The sequence below is a fragment of the Persicimonas caeni genome (genome assembly GCF_006517175.1).
Classification (GTDB): Bacteria; Myxococcota_A; Bradymonadia; order Bradymonadales; family Bradymonadaceae; genus Persicimonas; species Persicimonas caeni.
Genome location: NZ_CP041186.1, coordinates 2,344,809 through 2,366,671, shown reverse-complemented (window position 1 = coordinate 2,366,671; position 21,863 = coordinate 2,344,809). Strand labels below are relative to the sequence as shown.

Below are 21,863 nucleotides of genomic sequence, written 5' to 3'. Positions count from 1 at the left end.
CGCATTCATCCGTGAATGCACTACAAAGCCGAGCGCGTCTGTCGCCCAAGGGTAACAGGCAAAAGTCCGGGCACAAATTTTTCTTCACAATCGTCGTCGCCTTAGTCAGCCGGCTTCAATTGACCGGCTTCAATTGACCGGCTTGCCCTCCTCGTCGAGCACGATCACCTCGCCGAATTCGAGCGCGCGCACCTTCTCCTCGATTTTGTCGAGGTCGCCGATGACGATCCAGGTCATACGCTCGGGGGCGATGACTTCGCCGGCGGTCTTGCGAACCCCCTCGACGGTCAACTCGTTCATGCGGTCGGTGTAGGTGTCCCAGTACTCGTCGGGGAGCTCGAACTTGACGATCTCGGCGACGCTTCCGAGCAGTCGGCCGGTCGTCTCGTTGCGGCCGGGCAGCTTGCGGGTCTTGTTCTGCTTGGTCTTGGCCAGCTCGGCCTCGGTGATCGGCTTGTCGCCCAGGTAGGCGTCGAGCTCCTTTTTGATCTCGACCATCGACTCGCTCGTCTTGTCGGACTGCACACCCGCCCAGGCGCCGAAGAGCTGCTTGCCCTTGGTCTCGTAGACGAACGAGCGCGCGCCGTACGACCAGTGCTTGTCCTCGCGCAGGTTCATGTTCAGCCGCGAGCTGAACGCCCCGCCGATGACCGTGTTCATCGCCTCGACGGCGAGCTGGTCGACACCGCTGCGCTCGTCGAAGGCGTTGCCGGTGGCGATGAGCGACTGCTCGGCGCCCGGCTTGTCGATGAGGAAGACGCGCACCTTGTCGTGCTTGGCAATCTGACCGTTCTGGACCTGCGCCTTCGCCTCGGCGGCCTTCCACTTGCCGAAGCGCTCTTCGAGCTTGGGCTTGATCTGCTCCATCGTCGTGTCCCCGACGACCAGAATGGTCGCGTTCTCGGGGCGCAACTGGCGCGCGTGGTAGGCGACGAGGTCGTCGCGTTCGAGCGCCTCGACCGACGCCTTGGTGCCCGAGCCCGTCAGCGGCACGCCGTAAGGGTGCGCGTCACCGTAGACGAGCGGGCCGAGCAGGCGAAGCGCGCGGGTGCGCGGCCGGGCCGTCTCCTGGTCGATGCTGGCCAAGAGCTGCTTTTTGCGCCGCGCGATCTCCTCGTCGGCAAACGCCGGTCGCAGCACCACGTCGGCGAACAGGTCGAGCGCCGGGTCGAGCGTGGTCGTCATGGCGCGCATGCTCACATACGCCGTCTCCAGGCTCGAGCCGCTCGACAGGCCGGCGCCCAGCTTCTCGAGCTCGGCGGCCAGCTCCAGCGAGCTGTGGTTCTCGGTGCCCTCGTCGAGCACGTCCATCGTCAGCTTGGCCACGCCCAGCTTGTCCTTGGGGTCGGCCGCGTAGCCGCCGTCGGCCATCAGGCGCAGGCGCACCATCGGCACGTCGTGGCGCTCGGCCAACACGACCTCGACGCCGTTCGACATCTTTGCGCGCTGCAGGTCGGGCAGGTCGAGCTTGGGCGCTTGGCCCGGCTCGGGGACCTTGCTGCGATCGGCCGCGCTCTTTTTGGCAGCAGCCTTGTGGTTCGGATCGGGATAGACGCGCAACACGAAGACGCCGTCGCCCATCCACTCGGCGGTCGCCTCACGCACCTGCTCGACCGTGGCGTCGCGTTGCACGTCGAGCAACTTCTCGAAGGCGCCCGGGTCGCTCAAGAAGACTTCGCCGCGGGCCAGTCGGTCGCTCTTGCCGCCAAAGCCGCCGACCTTCTCGAGGCCGGAGACGGTCTCGGCGAAATTCGACATCTTGACGCGGGCGAGCTCCTCTTCGGTCGGCCCCTCCTTGGCGAAGCGGGCGACCTCTTCTTCGAGGGCCTTCTCGACCTTGGCCAGCTCGACGCCGGGTCGCGCGTCGGCGCCCATCAAGATCTGCGAGCCGATCTCGCCCTCCCACAGCCACACGAAGACGTCGGTGGCGATCTGGTCTTCGTAGACCAGGCGCTTGTAGAGGCGCGAGTTCTTGCCGTCGCCCAAAAGGTCGGCGGCCAGGCGCAGGTGCTCGGTGGTCTCCGAGCCGTATTGCGGCACGTTGTAGACGTAGTAGGCGCGAGCCTGCGGCACCTGGTCGTAGGTGTCGAGCTCCTTGCGCTCGTCCATCTTGGCGATCCAAGGGCCGCGATGCGGCACGGCCGGGCCGGCGGGGATGTGGCCGAAGAACTTCTCGGCCTTCTCCTTGGCCTCCTCGACGCTGATGTCGCCGGCGAGCGTCAGCACCGCGTTCGAGGCGCCGTAATACTCATCGAACCACGACTTGACGTCCTCGAGCGAGGCGGCGTCGAGGTCCTCCATGCTGCCGATGGTCGACCACGAGTACGGGTGGCCCTGCGGGTAGGTGTTCTCGGGGATCATCCGCCACGCTTTGCCGTACGGGCGGTTTTCGCCCTGGCGCTTCTCGTTTTGGACCACGCCGCGCTGTTCGTCGAGGCGCTCCTGGGAGATGGCGCCCTGGAAGTGGCCCATGCGGTCGGACTCCATCCACAACGCCACGTCGAGCGCGCTCTTGGGCACCGTCTGGAAGTAGTTGGTGCGGTCGCGGTTGGTCGTGCCGTTCATGTCGGTGGCGCCGGCCTTCTCGAGCGGCTCGAAATACTCGCCCTTGTAGTTCTCCGAGCCCTGGAACATCAGGTGCTCGAAGAGGTGCGCAAAGCCGGTCTTGCCCGGTTTCTCGTCCTTGGAGCCGACGTGGTACCAGACGTTGACGGCGACCACCGGCGCTTTTTTGTCCTGATGGACGAGCACCGTCAGGCCGTTGTCGAGGGTGAACTTCTCGTAGGGAATCTCCACCTCGGGAAGCGTCTGGTCGGCCTGGGCCTCCTGCTGGGAGGCCTCGTCGGCCGAAGCTTCCTTGGGGGCAGCGTCCTGCGCGGGCGAGCTGGTCGCCGCGCTCGAGCCGGCGCAGCCCATGCTGGTCGAGGTGAGCAGAGCCGCGGCGATGGCGGCGGCGGACAACTTATATGGGGTCATCTTGGTCACTCTTACTGCTGATGGGTGCATGGAGGGCCGTTGGGGCCACAGTCGATAAGCAACTTCTAGGGTGAAACTATTTCGTGGGCAAGGCCGGTGCCGAGGTCGGGCTGTCTAAACGGTACAGGGCGCGCGAGATTTATTTGCTACGCCCGTTGCACGAGCTGCATCCAATAACTGGCCCCCCTCCCACATAGGTTGCAGTATGCAGGACGAGTCCCAGAACCGGTCGCTTCCCCTCGAGCACGAAGAGCAACTCCAACGCCTGCGCGACTCGCTGCGCCGCATCGATCGTGCCGAGAACCAACTCGCCAGGCAGCGCTCCGAGATTCGCGCGTTCAGCGCCGTGCTCGACCGGTTCACGGCGCATATCCCCGACGTGCTCTGGATCTTTACCCAGGATCTGAGCGAGACGATCTACGCGAGCCCCGGGCTCGAAAATATCTGGGAGATCTCACGCGAGGAGTTGCTCGAAAACCCGGCCGCCTGGTCCGAGCATGTCCATCCCGACGAGCGCCAAGAGTTGCTCGACGCGTTCTCGCAGATGCCGGCCGACGGGAGTCGCTCGTTCAACTTCCGGTTCGTCGACGACGACGGCGAGGTCCGCAAGTGGCTGCGCGCCAGCGCGTTTCTGGTCGAAAACCGAGACGGCCCCGACTTCGTGGCCGGGCTGACGAGCGACGTGACCGAGGAGGTGCTCGAGCAGCGGCGCCTGGCTCGGCGCGCCACGCTGTACGAGCAGCGCCACAAGGCCGCCGGACAAGAGCTGACCAACGCCCAACTCAAGTACAACCTGCTCTTCGAAAACTCCAACGACGGGATCGTCATCTTCGATCTCGACGGCCACATCATCGACTGCAACAGCCGCGCCGTGGAGTTGTTCGCCCGCCCCTACGAAGAGATCTGCGGCACGCACTGGCCGGCGTTCGTCCACCCCCGTGACCTGAACGTCGCCTACGAGAATTGGGAGAAGCGCCTGCGTGGCGAGGCGGTCATCTTCGAGATGACGTTGGTCGACGGCGAGGGCAACGAGTCGTTCGTGGAAGTCTCGTCGAGCCAGGTCGACTTGGGCGATAGCCGAGTCGTCCAGGCGATCGTGCGCGACCACACCGAGCAGCGGCGCGCCAAGCGCGAACTCGACGCCACGCGCCAGCAGCTTTGGCGCGCCCAGAAGATGGAGTCCCTGGGGCGTCTGGCCGGCAGCATCGCCCACGACTTCAACAACCTGCTCAGCGTGATCTCGTCGTGCTCGAGCTTCCTGCTCGAAGATCTAGACGCCGACGATCCCCGCCGCGACGACGCCCTCGATATTCGCGAGGCGGCCGAGCAGTCGGCTGCGTTGACCCGCCAGCTGCTCGCCTTCAGCCGTCAGCAGGTGCTCGAGTCGCGCGTGGTCCACCTCGACAGCGTCTTGTCGCGCACCGGCAAGCTGTGTCGTCGCGTCATCGACGCGCCCATCGACCTCGACATCCAACTCGACGCCGGCGACCTGGAGGTCTTCGTCGACTCGGGCCAGCTCGAGCAGGTGATCATGAACCTGGTGCTCAACGCTCGCGACGCCGTCGAGGGGGGCGGACGCATCGAGATCCACACCCGCCACGAGACGCTTGGCGCGGGCGTGTCCGGGTCGCGGCCCGCGGGAGGATACGGCGTCATTTCGATACGCGACGACGGCGTGGGCATCGAGCCCGACGACATCGAGCGCATCTTCGAGCCGTTTTACACCACCAAGGAGGACGGCAAGGGGACCGGCCTCGGCCTGGCGACCGTGCACGGCATCGTCACCCAGAGCGGCGGCTACGTCGACGTCGACAGCACCCCGGGTAAGGGCAGCGCGTTTACGATCTGGCTGCCCGAGGCGACCGAGGACCAACGCGACCTGGAGTTCTCCGAGCTGGAGGGCGCGCAGGCTCGCAGCGAGCAGCGTGCCACGATCTTGTTGGTCGACGACAACGCGCTGGTGCGCCGCAGCCTGGTGCGCGGGCTCGAGCGCGGCGGCTATCGCACGCTGACGGCGGCCAACGGCCGCGAGGCGCTCGACATGTGGAGGCGGCACGACTCCCAGATCGCGGCGGTGGTCTCGGACGTGATCATGCCGGCGATGGATGGCCTCGAGTTGCTCGACACGCTCAAAGAGCAGGCGCCCGAGATGCCGGTATTCTTGCTGACCGGCTACGCCGAGGGGCGCGGTCTGGGCCCGTCGAGCCGCCAGGCCGACGAGATTCTGCGCAAGCCGATCTCGCCGGCCAAGCTGTGTGACGCGCTGTCGGCTCACCTGGCCGCAGACGCGGGCGAGGGGTGGGCGCCGGTGGCCTGAAAATTCGACGAATTATCAGAACTGTAAGACACTGTGACTTTACACGGTTTTTATGCATTATAGCTTCGTTGTACGTACATCATCACCGCCGCCCGGCGTGTATTGCATCTGCAGGCTCCTTTCGGTGCGCATCGTTTCGCGAGCCTGACTGAACTTCGAGGCAGTAGTTCGACTATGTCAGACGATCGCAATCCCTCTTCGCAGTCACCGTTCGACGAACCATCATTGCTCGACGAACCATCATTGCTCGACAAGGAAGCGCAGCGCTTGGCCATCTTGGCCGAGCTGGAGTTGCCCGACATCGAGTCCGAGCAGACCTTCGACGATATCGTCGAATTGGCCTCCATCCTGTGCGAGGTGCCCATGGCGGCCTGCTCACTGCCGGACAAGGAGCGCCATTTGCTCAAGGCCCGCAAGGGCTTGTCCGTCGAGCACACCGGGCGGGAGGGGTCGTTCTGCGAGCATGCGCTGCGTCGAGACGAGCCCCTGATCGTCGAGGACGCCCGGGAGGACGAGCGGTTTCGAGAGCACCTCTTCGTCGTCGGGCCTCCCCATATCCGGTTCTACGCCGGCTTTCAGATCACGCTCGACGAGGTCGCGGTGGGCACCTTGTGCGTCTTCGACACCCGCCCCCGACAGCTCAGCGCCACGCAGATCGAGGCGATGCAGGCGCTGACCCGTCAACTCGAGCAGTTTCTGCGCCTGCGCGGCTCGCGACGACGCGCCGACCAGACCGAAGACCAACTCGCCAGGCAGCGATCCGAGAGTCTGGCCGTCAGCGCTGCGCTCGACCGCTTCACCGCCCACCTCTCCGATGTCTTCTGGATTCGATCGGCCGATTTCAAGGAGGCCATCTACGTCAGCCCCGCCATCGAGAAGGTCTGGGGGATCTCGCGCGAGCAGTGGTTCGACGAGCCGGACTGGTGGTTGGAGCAGGTGCATCCCGACGACCGCGCCGAGCTGGCCGACGCGATCGCCGACCTGTCCTCGGGCCAGGAGATGAGCCTCGTCTACCGGTTGGTCGACGCACAAGGGGACGTCCAAAAGTGGGTGAGCAGTAGCGCCTTCGTCGTCGAGAACGACTCCGGTCCCCACAGCATCTCCGGGGTGACCCGGGACGTAAGCGAGCAGATGCGCGAGCAGCAGCGGCTCGCCGAGCGCGTCGAGCACTTTCGCGAGCGCCACCTGGCCGCCGGCGAAGAGCTCACGCTCACCCAACTCAAGTACGACGTGCTGTTCGAGAACTCCACCGACGCCATCGTCATCTCCGATCTCGACGGGTACCTCATCGACTGCAACCAGCGCATGGTGGACATGTTCGGGACCACGTTCGAGCGGCTGCGCGGCTCGCATTTCTCGGAGTTCATCGCGCCCGAAGAGCTGGAGGCCACCCAGGAGAAGTGGGAGCGCTGGAAGCAGGGCGAGCCGGCCCTCTACGATGTGACCTTCACACGCGCCGACGGACGCGAGATCATCGTGGAGAACTCCTCGGCCTTGATCGACCTGGGCGATCGCAAAGTGATCCAGGCGATCTTGCGCGACCGCACCGAGGAGCGGCGCGCCCAGCGCGAGCTCGAGGCCACGCGCCGGCAGTTGTGGCGCGCCCAGAAGATGGAATCCCTGGGGCGGCTGGCCGGCAGCGTCGCCCACGACTTCAACAACCTGATCAACGTCATCTCGGCGTGCTCGAGCTTTCTGCTCGAAGATCTGGCGGCCGACGATCCCCGCCGCGTCGACGCCGTCGACATCCACGAGGCCGCCGGGCAGTCGGCGGCGCTGACCAGCCAGTTGCTGGCGTTCAGCCGCCAGCAGGTGCTCGAATCGAGGGTGGTCCACCTCGACTCGGTCGTGCAGCGTACTGCCAAGCTGTGCCGTCGGGTCATCGACGCGCCCATCGACCTCGACATCCAACTCGACGCCGGCGACCTGGAGGTCTTCGTCGACTCGGGCCAGCTCGAGCAGGTGATCATGAACCTGGTGCTCAACGCCCGTGACGCCGTCGACGGCGAGGGACGCATCGAGCTGTACAGCCGCTGGGAGACCCTGGGCGAACACGCGCCCGGGAAGCTCGCGCCGGGACGCTACGGCGTCATCTCGGTGCACGACGACGGCGTGGGCATCCCGGCCGACATCATCGACCGGATCTTCGAGCCGTTCTACACCACCAAAGAGGAGGGCAAGGGCACGGGGCTGGGGCTGGCCAGCGTGCACGGCATCGTCACCCAGAGCGGCGGCTACATCGACGTGGCCAGCACCCCGGGCCGCGGCAGCGAATTCACCATCTGGCTGCCCGAGGCGACCCCCGAGCAGCGCGCCGGCGAGGAACCGACCCCCGACGCGACCGTCCGCGCCGCCGACGACCGGGCCACGCTCCTCTTCGTCGACGACAACCCCCTGGTGCGCCGAAGTCTGGTGCGCGGACTCGAGCGCGGCGGCTACCACGTGCTGGTCGCCAGCAACGGCCGCGACGCCCTCGACATCTGGGGCGACCACCGCGAGCGCATCGGCGCGGTCGTCTCCGACATCATCATGCCGGTGATGGACGGCCTCGAGCTCTTGGAGCGCCTCGAAGACCTCGCCCCCGAGCTGCCCGTGCTCTTGCTGACCGGCTACAGCGACGAGCACGACCTTGGCGCCGCGGGCGCCTCGGCGCACACGATCATGCGCAAGCCCATCGCGCCGTCGGAGCTGCGTGAGGTGTTGGCGGGGGTTTTGGAGTCGTGAAGGGGGAGGAAGAGGGCGGGTAAAACGGGCGTGGAGCCCTCGGCGAGCATCTGCTACGGTGTCGTTACGTCAATAAAGAGATGCAGCGACACGGGGGCGTGATAGGCATGCTCCCGGCAGAGCTGCGCGATGCCAGATGGAGGGGATGTATGCGTATTGTTCCGATCAGCGAATTCTTCACGTCCTACAAGCTGCCGCCGTCGCGGGTGCAGTGGGCGGCTCGCCGCGCCGTGGAGGCCGCCGAGGACGTCGGCGCCCCGGCGCCCGTGGTCGACACCTTCGACCAACTTCTGCAGATGACCGTCGACTACACCACCGCCAAGCGCGCCTGGAAGGCCGCGCGCAACACCAAGGCCGACCCCCAGCTGAACGTGCGCGACAAAAAGGTCGACCGCAGCTTCTCGAATTTCGTCAGCCGCACCGAGATGGAGCTCGAAGACCACGGCCCCGACTCGCCGCGCGGCCAGTCGGCCCACAACCTGCTCGAAGGCCCCCTGGACGTCGAGGTGTACTCGGTGACCAACGCCACCCGCGAGGAGGAGGAGGCGATGCTCAGCTCCATCATCGCCGAGCTCGAAGCCAACCACCTGCCCGACATCCGCACCTGCGGGCTGGAGGCGTCGTTCACCGTGCTCAAAGAGGACTTCGCCGCCTTCCGCGAGGCGATGAGCTCCCAGGTCGACACCGAGGCCGCCCCCACCACCGAGCAGCTTGGCCAGATGGAAGACGAGATCGAGGCGAAGATGATCGAGGCCATCCACCGGGTCAACGGCACCTGGCCGACCCCCGGCCAGGCCGACTTGGAGGCGCGCAGCGCCGTGTTGGGCCCGTTCGCCATCCAGAACGACCGGGCGGCGGCGTTCTACAAACGCAACCGCGGCTCCGGCCTCCTTCCCGACGTCGACCCGCAAACCGGCGAAGACGTCGTCGAAGACCCGGTCGACGACGTGACCGACCCCGAGCCCGGCGAGTAGTGAACGGGCGTTCAGTGTCGACCGCTCTACGAGTGTGTCAGAACACTTCGGAGACCGGTCGACCGGTCTCGGAAACGCTCTAGAACACCTTCGAGCGATATCGACCGCAGTTTTTTGGGCTCGCGAGCCCTCCCCCGGTTCGGGTGACCGACCGATGGAGGCCTCGCGAGCCCTTTTTTGTGCGGTCGACCGCTCCACGCGACGTTCGTGAACGCACAGCGTCGCGGTCGACCGCTCTTTCGAGGGCTCGCGAACGCTCCTTGGCGCGGTCGATATTGCGCTGAAGGGCTTGTGAGCGCTTATGCGTTCTGCACACCCCCAGCTACGGTCGCGCTACGCGCTCCCTGCGCAGGGGGCTATCAAATCGGGGTTACACTCTGCGAGCTTGCCGTGCGGCGGCCTTGCGCGTTCGGTATCGCGTGCTCTGCCCCCCAACCATTTGCCCCCACCCCCCGCAATCGCTATAGTCGGGCGATTTCAACCTCCCGCCATAATTTGGGGTGCGTGATGTTTGCTCGAATTGTCTGCTCGTTGTCGGTCGCGGTCGTGTTGTGGGTGCTCGCCGGGTGCGACGACGCGTCGAGGTCTTCGGGATTTTGTGGAGACGGCCGCGTCAGCGGGGATGAAGCCTGCGACGGGGTGGAGTTGGGCGGGCGCGACTGCCAGAGCTTTGGCTTCTCGGGCGGTGAGTTGCGTTGCAACGCGTCGTGTACCGGCTACCTCGTCAGTGAATGTTCCGGGGTGCCGGACTGGAACGGACAGGCTCCTTCGGCCTGCTTCGATTGCTCCGACGACGAGGTCTGCGTGGAGGGGCGGTGCGAGTCGATCTGCGCCCAAGGAGCCGAGGCCAGCGAGTCGGTGGCCGGCGAGTCGCTCTCCTTCGACATTCAAAGGCATGTCGTCAGCGGCCAAGTTCGTATGGACGGGCAGCCGTTGACCGGACGCGAGCCGATGGCCGAGCTTCGCTTTATCAACCGAGCCAACCGCGGTGAGTTCCGGGCGCGGGTAGACGTCTTGACCGACCGGGAGGGCCGCTACCAGGTGGAGCTCCACCCGGGGACCTACGACGTCTATGTGACTGGCGTCGAAGGCTTTGCGCCCGTCATCTTCGCGCACGGGGAGTGGGTCGCCTCCGACTTGGTCGTCGCCGGTGAGCGCACCCTCGACGTCGACGTCTCCGGACCCATTCACCTCGATATGTCGTTGGACGTCTCGCAGCGCCTTCGCGAGAGCGGGGCGCTCCGTGCCGTGACTGTCGAGCGGCTCGCCCAGACGACGTCGGGAGAGCGCTATGTCGAGGTGATCACCAAGACCCACTACGACGAGCCGATGACCCTCACGGTGCTCCCCGGCACCTATCGAGTGCGCACTCTCTCGGGCATGCTGCTCGACGGGCCGCGTACCGTCGACGAGGATACCTCGTGGACGGTGCCCGTCGATCTGGCCACGGTGTCGGGGCAGGTGCGCTTGCGAGACGACCTGCCGCAAGATCTGATGACGATGGTCGAAATCCGCATCGAGGGTCGCGACGAGCCACTCGTCGAGCTCTTTCTCGACGACGGGCAATTCAGCGAGACACTCGTCGCCGGTGACTACGAGCTGCGCGCCTGGGTTGGTGGGTTGGGCGAAGACCCCACCCTTGTCGAGACTCAGACCTTCTCGCTCGCCGGCGACGAACGTATCGAGATGACCCTCGGCGAGGGGCTGGTGGCCGTGCGGGGCCGCGTCGAGCCGGTCCCGGACCAAGAGGTGCCGCCGATGGTGTGGTTTACCCGCCGCGGTGGGTCCCCGTTGTGGCACACGGCGAGCGTCGTCGACGGCCGCTTCGAGACGGTGCTGCCACCCGGCGACTACGCGGTCGCCATCGACCAATACGAAGGCGATCGAGCCTCCTATCTGCCGCGCACCACGCTGCGTGAACTCGAGGTGGGCAACACGCCGATCGACGACCTGCTCGTCGATCTCGGCGATATCGACGTGCGAACGAAGGTGCACGGCACGATCACCGTCGACGGCGCCCCGATGCCCGACAACACCCTCGGCGACGACATGCGTGGCTACGTGGCCTTCGAATGTTTGAGCGGTGAGCGCGGAACCTGCTGGCGCGTGGCGACGGCGCAGCGGTTGGGGTCGGTCTTGTCGTCGGCTGGGGAAGCCGAATACGAGGTCGAGATCCGCCCGGGCATCTACCGTGTGGTCCTCTATGGAGGCCTGCCGACGTCGCTGGAGGCGCCCCATAGTGATGCGCTGCCTCCGGGAGGGTATGTCCTCGACCCATACCTGGAGGTGGGCGACGAGGAGATGACTCGCGACTTCGACATGAAGGTGGTGCGTGTGTCCGGCGAGCTGACCGCCGATGGCGGGGCGATACCGGCGGCTGAAGCGTTTTCGCCTTATGTGGGCGAGACATATTCAGACGAGACGTCCGTCTTCCACGGCCCGCTGCGGGTTCACTATCCGCGCGCGCACCACGATAGAGAGTCCGCCGCATTCGAGTTCGCCGCGACTGGACCGACCGGCTTCGCCTTCGACGCGTTCCCCGGTCAATATCGCTTCGACCTCTCCCTGGGCGGACTTACCAACCATCGACGCTACCGCCATGCGCCCGGCCTGACTCGATGGGTCGAAGTCGCCGAAGACGGCGACCTGTCGTGGGACCTGCCGCTGCATCACGCCGAGGTGCAACTGACCTTGCGCGGCGAGCCGTGGCCCGGCGAGGGGCCCCAGTATATCGTGGCGCGCACCGCGCTCGGCCGCTACCGAACGTCGGTGCAGGCCGACGGAACGGCCACGGTCTGGTGGTTGGGCGAAGATCCGACGTTGATGTACGTCAACCACGCGTATCTGGAAGATCGGCTGATGGTGTTGCGCGAGGGGTGTGACGTGGCGAGGTAGGTTGTTTTTTGATGTTTGCCTTGCAGGTTTGTCGCGCCCCCCAGCTCCGGTCGCGCTACGCGCTCCCTGCGCAGGGGGCTATCAAATCGCGGTTACGCTCTGCGAGCTTGCCGTGCGGCGGCCTTGCGCGTTCGGTATCGCGTGCTCGTTGGAGGGAGTTGCCTGGGAGCTTCAGGTGGCGTGCGCCTCACGCAAACCAAAGACCCTCGCCACCTGGAGCCCTTGGGCGGAATCCAAATTTTGATAGCCCCCTGCGTAGCGAAGCGGAGCTGGGGGGGGAGGACGTCGCGCACCCAAACGCACCGAAATGACGAGGGCAAGATGCCCTCGCTCCGATATTACCGAAACCGCGTCGACCTCTTCCGAAACAGACGATCGAGCGACATCATCAGCTCGTCGGACGGATCGACGGCGTATTGGGCGGGCAGGGCGAGTTCGATTTTGCCGCGGCCGTCGTCGTTCTCCATGCTGAAGACGAGGCTGGTGGGGATTTCGCCGTGGTACGAGCTGAACAGCTTTTCGAGCTGGCGCATCGTGGTCTGGGCGACCTCGTCGGCGTCGATGTCGACGCACAGGCGTTTGACGCGCTCGCGGCGAGCGTCGATGAGGCGCTGGATTTCGTTGGCGCGCACTTTCCAGCTGCGGGCGTCGCCTTCGCCTTCTTCCTGGACCTGGCCGCGGATCAGAATGGGCTCGTTCGATTTGAGCGGCTCTTCGTAGTCGGCAAACGTGCGGCTGAACACCAGCACCTCGACCTGGCCGGTCTTGTCTTCGAGTTGGACGAAGGCCATGCGGCCGTTGCCGCTCTTGAGGGGGCGCTCGCGGTACTCGGTGATGACGCCGGCGATGACCACGTCGTCTCGGTGCTGGACCTCTTTGCCGCCGGTGATCACCTCGGTGGCGGTGATGCCGTACAGCCCCAGCTCGCCGTCGAAGCGGTCGAGCGGGTGGCCGGTGACGTAGAAGCCGAGCAGGTCTTTTTCGTTCTGCAGCAGGTCGCGGTCCGACCAGGCTTCGACCTCGGGGTAGTTCTCCTCGAGGACCTCTTCTTTGGCGTCTTCGGACATCATGCCAAAGAGACTCGACTGGCCGACCTCGGCGTCGTGCTGGGCCTGTTGGCCGCGGCTGACGGCCATCTCGATGGCGGCGAACATGCGGGCGCGGTCGGTGCAGATGTCGCCGATGAAGCGCGCCGGCTCTTCGCGCGGGCTGATCGAGTCGAAGGCTCCGCAGCGCACCAGCGCCTCGATGGTGCGCTTGTTGATGGCGCCGTGGTCGACGCGGCCGCAGAAGTCGTACAGGCTCTCGAAGGGGCCGCCCTCGTCGCGGGTTTCGATGATCGACTCGACCACGCCGCCGCCCACGCCTTTGATGGCGGCGAGTCCGAAGCGGATCTTGCCGTCGGAGACCGAGAAGTCGAGCCGCGACTCGTTGACGTCGGGCGGCAGGACCTCGATGTCCATCTCTTTGGCTTCGTTGATGAAGCGGACGATCTTGTCGGTGTTGTCACGGTCGTTGGTCATGAGCGAGGCCATGAACTCGACCGGGAAGTGCGCCTTGAGGTAGGCGGTCTGGTAGGTGATCAGCGCGTAGGCCGCCGAGTGCGACTTGTTGAAGCCGTAGCCCGAGAAGTAGGCCATCAGGTCGAAGATCTCCTCGGCTTTGTTGGCGTCGACGTCCTGCTCGACGGCGCCCTCGATGAAGACCTTCTTTTGCTGCTCCATCACCTTGATCTTCTTCTTACCCATCGCGCGGCGCAGGATATCGGCGCCGCCGAGCGAGAAGCCGGCCATGACCTGGGCGGTCTTCATGACCTGCTCCTGATAGACCATGACCCCGTAGGTGGGCTTGAGGACGTCCTCGAGCCAGGGGTGGGGGTACTCGACCTTTTTGCGCCCGTGCTTGCGGTCGATGAAGTCGTCGACCATGCCCGAGCCCAGCGGGCCGGGGCGGTACAGGGCGACCGAAGCGACGATATCCTCGAAGGTCGACGGCTTGAGCTTTTTGAGCAGCTCCTGGAAGCCCGAGGACTCGAGCTGGAAGACGCCGGTGGTGTCGCCGGCGCAGATCATGTCGTAGACGCTGCGGTCGTCGAGCGGGATGGCGTCGATGTCGAACGGCTCGTCCCGTTGGGCGTTGATGAGCTTGAGCGCGACGTCGATGACCGTGAGCGTCTTGAGGCCGAGGAAGTCGAACTTGACCAGGCCGGCCTCCTCGACCTCCTCTTTGGCGAACTGGGTGACCTTTTCGCCGTTGGCGCCGCGGGTGACGGGGACGTACTCCCACAGCGGGTCCTCGGCGATGACGACGCCGGCGGCGTGGATACCCGCCTGGCGGTTGAGGTTCTCCAGCGACAGCGCGATGTCGAACAAGGCGTCGACGCGCGGGTCCTCTTTGCGCATCTTGGGGAGTTCGGGCTCCTGGTCGAGCGCGCCCTGCAGGCTGATGCCCAGCTCGTCGGGCACCAGCTTGGCGATCTTGTCGGCCTCGCCATAAGAAAAGTTGAGCGCGCGGGCCACGTCGCGGATGCACGCCTTGGCCTTGAGCTGGCCGTAGGTGATGATCATCCCCACGTTGTCGTGGCCGTACTTGTCGTGGACGTACTGGATGACCTCGCCGCGCCGGTTCATGCAAAAGTCGATGTCGAAGTCAGGCATCGACACACGTTCCGGGTTCAAAAAGCGCTCGAAGAGCAGGTCGTAGGGCATCGGGTCGATGTCGGTGATCAGCAGCGAGTACGCCACCAGACTACCCGCACCCGAGCCGCGGCCGGGACCGACGGGGATGCCTTGCTCTTTGGACCAGCGGATGAAGTCCCAAACGATGAGGAAATAGCCCGGGAAGTCCATCTGGCGGATGATGCCGATCTCTTCTTTGAGCCGGTCCTCGTAGACCTGACGGTCGTACTCCTTGCCGAGGGCGTCGAACTCCTCGAAGCGCGCCTCCAGGCCCTTCCAGGAGACGTGCTCGAAGTACTCGTGGATGCCCTCTTTGTAGTCCTCGATCCCGTTTTCGTCGAAGAACTCCTGGGGGATGTCGTACTGGGGCAGGTAAATCTCGCCCAGCGGGATCTCCAGGTCGCACATCTCGGCGATCTTGACGGTGTTCTCGATCGCCTCGGGCACGTGGGCGAAGGCCTCCTTCATCTCCTCGGGGCCGCGCACGTACAGCTGGTCGACCCCGTGCTCCATCATGCGCTCGAGCTCGACGGTCTTTTGGAGCTGGATGGCCATGAGCACGCCGTGGGCGCGGGCGTCCTCCTGGTGGATATAGTGGCAGTCGTTGGTGGCCACCAGCGGGATGCCCAGCTCCTGGCCGAGCTCGATGAGCGCGTCGTTGCACTTCTTCTGCTCGGGGAAGGCGTTGTCCATGATCTCGAGGTAGAAGTGGTCTTCCCCAAAGATCTCGGCGTAGGCCTTGGCCGTCTCGCGCGCCGCGTCCATGTCGCCGCGCAAAATCGCCCGGTTGATCTCGCCGCCCAGGTCGCCCGACAAGACGATGAGGCCCTCTTTGCGCTCGGCCAGAAGGTCGCGGTCGATGCGCGGGATGCCCGTGCGCTCGTGGTAGCCCTCCAGCCAGCCCATCGAGTTGAGGTACATCAGGTTTTTGTAGCCGGTCTTGTTCTTGGCCAACACGGTGAGGTGATAGCTCATCGGGTCGGTCGACTCGCGAAAGTCCTCCTTGGTGAGGTTCATCTCGCAGCCGATGATCGGCTTGACGCCTGCTTTTTGCGCCGCCTTCTGGAAGTTGACCGCCCCGTACATGTTGTCGTGGTCGGTCATCGCGACGGTGTCCATGCCCAACTCTTTGACCCGATTCATCAGGTCGGGCAGCTTGATGGCACCGTCGAGGAGGCTGAACTGGGTGTGGACGTGCAGGTGTACGAAGTCGGTCATGGTTGTCGTCGGGAGTCGGGGGGCTGGTTACGACGGGGGGATGGTAGCTGAGACGGTGGGGATTTGTCCATGTCGGCGGTCCTCCTCCTCGGTCCTCCTCCACTTCGCTTCGCTGCGCGGAGGAGGAGTCCCCTCCTCGGTCCTCCCCTACGCTACGCTTTGCTTCGCGCAGGGGAGGAAGATGTTGCCTTGGCGTACGCTGTACAGAGATCGATAGAGCAATATCGCACTCTGTACAGAGATCGATTGAACGACATCTTCCTCTCCGCCCGTAGCGAAGCGAAGGGAAGGAGAGGACCGAGGAGAGGCCCCCCTCTCCACCCGAAGCGAAGCGAAGGGAAGGAGAGGGATCGAGGGAGAGGCCCAAACGCCCTCTCCACCCGTAGCGAAGCGAAGGGAAGGAGAGGGATCGAGGGAGAGGCCCCTTCCCTCAACCACAAACGGTTCACTCTTGAAATCAAACCCCAACGCGCTTAAATCCGACGAGGTACCCAACCCCCAGACGAGGCCCCCTGTGTCCTCCTTCCGCAACAGCATCCGAAACAGCAACGCCGGCGCCTACCTGCTCTATTTTCTGAGCTTCGTGTTCTTCGTGTTCGTCAGCGCGGTCGTGCTCCAGGTGGTGGGCTTCCACCTGACCACGATCATCAGCGAGGTCGTCGCCATTTTGGGGGCGGCGTTTATCTGGCGTTGGGTGACGAAGGACGCCGCCGCCGGGTGGCCGAGCCTGCGGCCGAAGGCGTCGGTGGGGGCGTATGTGGCCCTGGCGCTGGCCGCGATCGGGCTGGGGTTTTTGGCCAACACCATCGCCGCGCTCCTGGTTGAGTTGAGCCCGTGGATGGCCGAGTCGGCCGAGGCCTACAGCGAGCGCATCGCCGAGTTGTTGCTCGAGGCGAGCGGGGTGGAGCGCGTGCTCGGGATCATCGGGGTGTGCGTGGCGGCGCCGATCTGCGAGGAGGCGTTGTTTCGCGGGACCATCCTGCAGGAGGAGCGCAAGGTCGAAGGGGTCGGGGTGGCCGTGGTGGTCAACGGGATCTTGTTCTCGGCGTTCCACGTCAACCCGGTGTCGGCCATCGGCCTGGCCATTTTGGGGGCGTTCTTTGCCCATATCACCATCCGTAGCGGGAGCCTCATCCCCGCGATTGTCGCCCACGCGGTGGTCAACACGACCAACGCGGTGGTCCTGCCCGAGATCATGCCCGAGGCCGCCGACCCGAACGCGCCCATCGAGATCCCCCAACTCCTGATGCTCATGGCGGGGCTCGCCGCTCTTTCTTCGTTCTTCTGGTGGCTGTCGGTGCATCTAATGAGAAAGCGCACTGGAGATTGACCGACGGGTTATGCATGATGTGGCCGTTGGATTCGCGCACTTTTACCACGAATGTCGACAATGAGACGGCCAATGAATGCGGTGGTTTCTCGGAGTCTTCTGCTGGCAGCCCTGCTCGCGCTGGGCGCCTGCGGCCCCGACTTCGACCCTTACTGGAAAGTCAACAAGTTTCGAGTGCTGGCCATCAAGGCAGATCCGGTGACCCTCGACGAAGGCGAGTCGACCACGCTCAGCGCGCTGAGCCACGACCCGGCCGGCGAACAGGTCAGTTATCGCTGGGAGTGGTGCCCGTTTCGCGTGTCGGTCCAAGATCGCTACGAGTGCCCGGTCACCGTCGAGCAGATCAACGAGATCTTGGCCGAGCAGGCGCCCGAGGATGAGCCGGTGCCGCCGCCGCTGCCCGACGACTTCTTCGATCTGGGCACCGACCCCAGCGTCGAGTTCGAGTACCCGGCCAGCCGCGAGGTGATCGCGGGCTTCTGCCAGGCGATCGTGCAGGCGGCCGCCGACGCTGGCGCGCAGTCGGGGCTGGGCGGCGTCATCCCGACGCTCGACTGCTCGAGGGGCTTCGAGGTGTCGGTGCGCATGGTCGCGACCACGCCCGACGACGAGATCGTCGCCCGCAAGCGCGTGGTGCTGGCGACCACCGACGAGACGCCGGTGAACGAAAACCCCGACGTGACCGGCATCGGCATTCGTCTCGAGAAGCCCGAGGACGCCGACAAGGTGCGCGACGAGCTCGACTGGGTGGCCGAGACCAACCCCGATTTGCTCGAAGACTGGCACGAATTGCCCGCCGACGCGCCCACCCCCATCGTCGCCAATATCCCGTTCGAAGTGCTCTCCGACGTCGACCCCTTCAGCATCGAGACCTGGCGGCCGCCGGCGCCCGAAGGCTCCGAGCAGGAGTTGTTGCCGCCCGAATCGGAGGGCCTCGAGTTTCGCTGGTTCGCCTCGGCGGGCGACCTGGGCGACTCGCGCGGGCTCTTCATCGACGAGCAGAACACCCTCGAGAAGGCGGGCACGACGACCTTCAGCGTCCCCTTCAAGGCCAGCAAGAGCGACTACGACAACGACGGGGTGAGCAACGCGTCGGACAACTGCGCGCCGCTCTACAACCCGGACCAGGTCGACTCGAACGACGACGGCATCGGCGACGGCTGCGACGTGTACGTCTGGTCGGTGATTCGCGACGGGCGGCTGGGGCTCGACTTTGTGGAGCGTCGGCTGCGCGTGGTGGCGTGGGAGCTCGAATAGATGGATAAGCTTAGAAGGATGCAAGGGATGAAGCATTGGTTGCTGATAGTGGCGCTTGTTGGGGTGGGGATGCCCGCGACGGGGTTTGCCCAGCAGGCCCAGGAGGAGACCGGGGAGGAGACCGGCGAGCAGGACGATGAGTCCGCACAGCAGGGCCCGCAGCAGGGGCGTGTGCGCCTGACGAAGGCGCCCGAACTCGTCGAGCAGGCCCAGGCCGAGTACACCGACGAGGCGGTCGAGAACCGCATCGAGGGCCAGGTGAAGCTTCGGCTGACGATCTCGGCGACCGGCAAGGTCACCAAGGTCGAGGTGCTCGAGGGGCTGGGCTACGGACTCGACCAGGCCGCGGTGGAGGCGGCCAAGCAGTTCGTGTTCACCCCCGCCGAGATCAACAACCAGCCGGCGCCGGTGACCCTCGACTTTGCGATCGGGTTTTCGCTGCCGCTGATGCCTGCGACCTTCCAGGGCAAAGTCGTCGACGCCGACACCGGCCAGCCCATCGCGGGCGCCACGGTGGCGATCAAGTACGTCGGCGACGAGTACGAGCCGGCGCCCGAGGCGCAGATGCCCTCGGAGAGCGACGGCACGTTCACCTTCAGCGACGTGCCTCCCGGACCCTACGCGGTGATGATTTCGCCGACCGCCTACAAAGACCGCAGCGAACAGGTCGAGCTGGGCTCGGGCGAGACGGTCGACGTGACCTACCGGTTCAGCAAGTCGCCCATCAACCTGCGCGGCGAGGTGCGCGAGGCGGGCACGCGCAAGCCGCTGGCCGGCGTCGAGGTGCAGGTGGTCGACCCCGAGACGGGCGACCAGATTCGCCAGACCTACAGCGACGCCGACGCCAAGTTCGCCTTCCGCGGCCTCGAGCCGGGCAAGTACCGGCTGGTCTTCGACGCCGAGAGCTACGAGTCGTTCAGCTCCGAGGAGACCGTCGACACCGACAAAGTAACCAGCGGCACGTTCTATCTGCGCGCCGAGTACTACGACGAGTACACCGTCAAGACGACCGCGCAGCGCGAGCAGCGCGAGGTGAGCAAGCAGCGCATCGACCTCAAGGAGCTTCGGCGCATCCCGGGCACCGGCGGCGACGTGGTGCGCGTGGTCCAGAATATGCCCGGCGTGGCCCGGCCGTCGTACGTGGCCGGCAGCCTCGTGGTGCGCGGGGCGGCGCCTGAAGACACCCAGGTCTTCTTGCAGGGCGACACCATCCCCCTGGTCTTCCACTTTTTGGGCGGGCCGGCCGTCGTCAGCTCCGAGATGCTCGAGGGCGTCGACTTCTACCCGGGCAACTTCAGCGCCTACTATGGCCGCGCCACCGGTGGCGTCGTGGCGCTGCGCACGCGCTCGCCGCGTGACGACCGCTTCCACGGGTTCACCGAGATCGACCTGATCGACGCGACCGCTCAATTCGAGGGGCCGATTAGCGAGAACGTCAGCTTCGCGCTGTCGGCTCGACGAAGCTATATCGACGCGGTGCTCCCGGTGCTCGCGCCCGACGAACTCACCGACCAGGTGACCGTCTCGCCGCGCTACTACGACTATCAGGGATGGCTGACTTGGCGGGCGACCGACGCACACAAATTCGAGCTGTTTCTGTACGGCTCCGACGACAAGATCGCCACCGTCTTCGACGACGACGAGCCGCAGGGCAACACGAACGTGCAGGTCACGGGCGCGTCGTTCGGCCAGCTCTTCCACCGCGGACAGGTCCGTTGGGAGTGGAGGCCCGAGGGCGAGCCCATCGAGAGCGACTTCAGCGCCTCGTTCGGCTTGAACCGCGCCGGCTTCGAGGCGGCCGACAACCTGTACTTGACGATCGACTACTACCAGACCCAGATCCGCGAGGACTTCCGCATCGAGGCGGCCGACAACCTGAACCTGCGCTTCGGCGCCGACCTGCAGCTGGGCGCGGCCGCCTACGAGCTGCAGCTGCCGCGCTCCGATCGCGACCGCAACAGCGACTTCGGCGACGACGGCAACGGCGGGGTGAACCTGTCGCCCAACGGCGTGGTCGCCGACGAGACCGTCCCGATCTTGCAGCCGGCGGTCTACGCCGAGGCCGAGTACGAGCCGTTCGAGACCCTCAAGATCATTCCCGGCATTCGCGCCGATTACTACGGCCAGATCCGGCGCACCTCGGTGTCGCCGCGTATCTCCTCGCGCTGGAAGATGCTCGACAACCTGACCCTCAAGGGCGGGGTGGGTCTGTTTACCCAGCCGCCGCTTCCCAACGAGTCGGGCACGGTCTTTGGCACCGACAAGATCACCTTCGAGAAGGCGATGCACTACGCGGTGGGCAGCGAGTGGCGCATCCTCGACTATGTCGAACTCGACAGCACGCTCTTCTTCCGCGACATGTTCGACCTGGTCGAGCCGACCTCGGCGGTCAATATCTCCGACGACGGCACGGCGGAGAACGTCCTGTACAACAACCTGGGCGAAGGGCGCGCCTACGGACTGGAACTGCTGCTGCGACACTACCCGCAGAACCGGTTCTTCGGCTGGGTCTCCTACACGCTGAGCCGCGCCGAGCGCTACGACCCGCTCGAGGACGCCTACGAGCCGTTCCGCTACGACCAGACCCACATCCTGACGATGGTCGCCGGCTATAACCTGCCGTACGACATCGACGTGTCGTCGCGCTTCCGCCTGGTCACCGGCACCCCGTACACCCCGGTGGTCGGCTCGGTGTGGGACGCCGACGAGGACGACTACGACCCGGTCTACGGTTCCACGCTGTCGGCGCGCAACGGCACCTTCCACCAGCTCGACGTGCGCATCGACAAGAAGTTCATCTTCGACACCTTCATCATCGGCGCCTACATCGAGGTGCTCAACGCCTACAACGCGGTCAACGAAGAGGGCCGTCAGTACAACTACGACTCGACCGAGTCGGCGCCGGTGCCGAGCCTGCCGATCATCCCCACGCTGGGCGTCAACGGACGGTTCTAGAGAAGCTCGAGAGCTCGAGAACAGCAAAAAGCCCGGCTCGCAGGAGCCGGGCTTTTTGCGTTGCTGCTATGTGGTTGCCCTTATTGCGGATGGACGTTCACCGCTTTGGGGCCTTTGGGACCGTCTTCGATCTCGAACTGGACTTCCGCCTCGTCCTGGATCGTCTTGAATCCGGGAACCTGCAGGGAGGAGTAGTGGAAGAAAACATCTTCCCCGTCGTCACGGGAGATAAACCCGTAACCCTTCTCCTCGCTGAACCACTTGACCTTGCCGTTGTACGTCTCTGCCATGATGCCGTCTCCTGAACCGTTGCACATGATGCACTATACATTTTCGCGCTCTCGCACCTCGAGAGCCGCGCGAGCCCCACAGACCCGCACCATACACGCATAGCTAGAAACGCAGGGGAGCTAGGCTGTTACCAGAGTTCTGGCCGGTCCAAGACCGTCTTGAAGTGCAGCCACGGCTCCGTCGTGACAGCAGGTATGTGCGTATGGTTAAGCGAATCTTAGCGAGCCATGCGCGAATCGGCAAGTCGC

The 21,863-nt window shown here is 65.2% G+C and carries 10 protein-coding genes; 7 read left to right on the top strand and 3 right to left on the bottom strand.

Annotation, left to right across the window (positions count from 1 at the left end):
• Nucleotides 1-129: 129 nt before the first annotated feature.
• Entirely contained in the window at nt 130-2,976 is a 2,847-nt protein-coding gene (locus FIV42_RS08765; protein ID WP_141197311.1) for a M16 family metallopeptidase, read from the bottom strand.
• A gap of 205 nt (nt 2,977-3,181) precedes the next feature.
• Here FIV42_RS08765 and FIV42_RS08760 point away from each other — a divergent pair, with 205 nt between their 5' ends.
• The 4 genes from FIV42_RS08760 (at nt 3,182) to FIV42_RS08745 (ending at nt 11,886) form a co-directional block, all read left to right on the top strand.
• Entirely contained in the window at nt 3,182-5,293 is a 2,112-nt protein-coding gene (locus tag FIV42_RS08760; RefSeq protein ID WP_141197310.1) for a PAS domain-containing hybrid sensor histidine kinase/response regulator, read from the top strand.
• Nucleotides 5,294-5,467: 174 nt separating this feature from the next.
• Nucleotides 5,468-8,017, top strand: a complete 2,550-nt coding sequence (locus FIV42_RS08755; protein ID WP_141197309.1) for a hybrid sensor histidine kinase/response regulator — start codon at nt 5,468-5,470, stop codon at nt 8,015-8,017.
• 149 nt (nt 8,018-8,166) lie between these two features.
• On the top strand, nt 8,167-8,991 hold the full coding sequence (locus FIV42_RS08750; RefSeq protein WP_141197308.1) for a hypothetical protein: 825 nt from the start codon (nt 8,167-8,169) through the stop codon (nt 8,989-8,991).
• A gap of 507 nt (nt 8,992-9,498) precedes the next feature.
• Nucleotides 9,499-11,886, top strand: coding sequence for a hypothetical protein (locus FIV42_RS08745; RefSeq protein ID WP_141197307.1), 2,388 nt, complete (start codon nt 9,499-9,501; stop codon nt 11,884-11,886).
• A gap of 338 nt (nt 11,887-12,224) precedes the next feature.
• Here the strand turns inward: FIV42_RS08745 and dnaE are convergent, their stop codons facing one another.
• The gene (gene dnaE / locus FIV42_RS08740) at nt 12,225-15,782 is read right to left on the bottom strand and encodes a DNA polymerase III subunit alpha (protein ID WP_141197306.1); all 3,558 of its coding nucleotides are present in this window, start codon (nt 15,780-15,782) and stop codon (nt 12,225-12,227) included.
• Nucleotides 15,783-16,296: 514 nt separating this feature from the next.
• Between dnaE and FIV42_RS08735 the strand changes: the two genes are divergently transcribed.
• From FIV42_RS08735 to FIV42_RS08725, 3 genes are all read left to right on the top strand, one after another.
• On the top strand, nt 16,297-17,112 hold the full coding sequence (locus tag FIV42_RS08735) for a type II CAAX endopeptidase family protein (protein ID WP_141197305.1): 816 nt from the start codon (nt 16,297-16,299) through the stop codon (nt 17,110-17,112).
• A gap of 72 nt (nt 17,113-17,184) precedes the next feature.
• Nucleotides 17,185-18,369 (top strand): hypothetical protein, encoded by a 1,185-nt coding sequence (locus FIV42_RS08730; protein WP_141197304.1) that lies wholly within the window; start codon nt 17,185-17,187, stop codon nt 18,367-18,369.
• 27 nt (nt 18,370-18,396) lie between these two features.
• Complete coding sequence (locus FIV42_RS08725; protein ID WP_168210507.1) at nt 18,397-21,324, top strand: TonB family protein; 2,928 nt, start codon at nt 18,397-18,399, stop codon at nt 21,322-21,324.
• An 80-nt stretch (nt 21,325-21,404) separates the two neighbouring features.
• Here the strand turns inward: FIV42_RS08725 and FIV42_RS08720 are convergent, their stop codons facing one another.
• Nucleotides 21,405-21,614: a cold-shock protein gene (locus tag FIV42_RS08720; protein ID WP_141197302.1), complete on the bottom strand. Its 210-nt coding sequence runs from the start codon at nt 21,612-21,614 to the stop codon at nt 21,405-21,407.
• Nucleotides 21,615-21,863 lie beyond the last annotated feature (249 nt).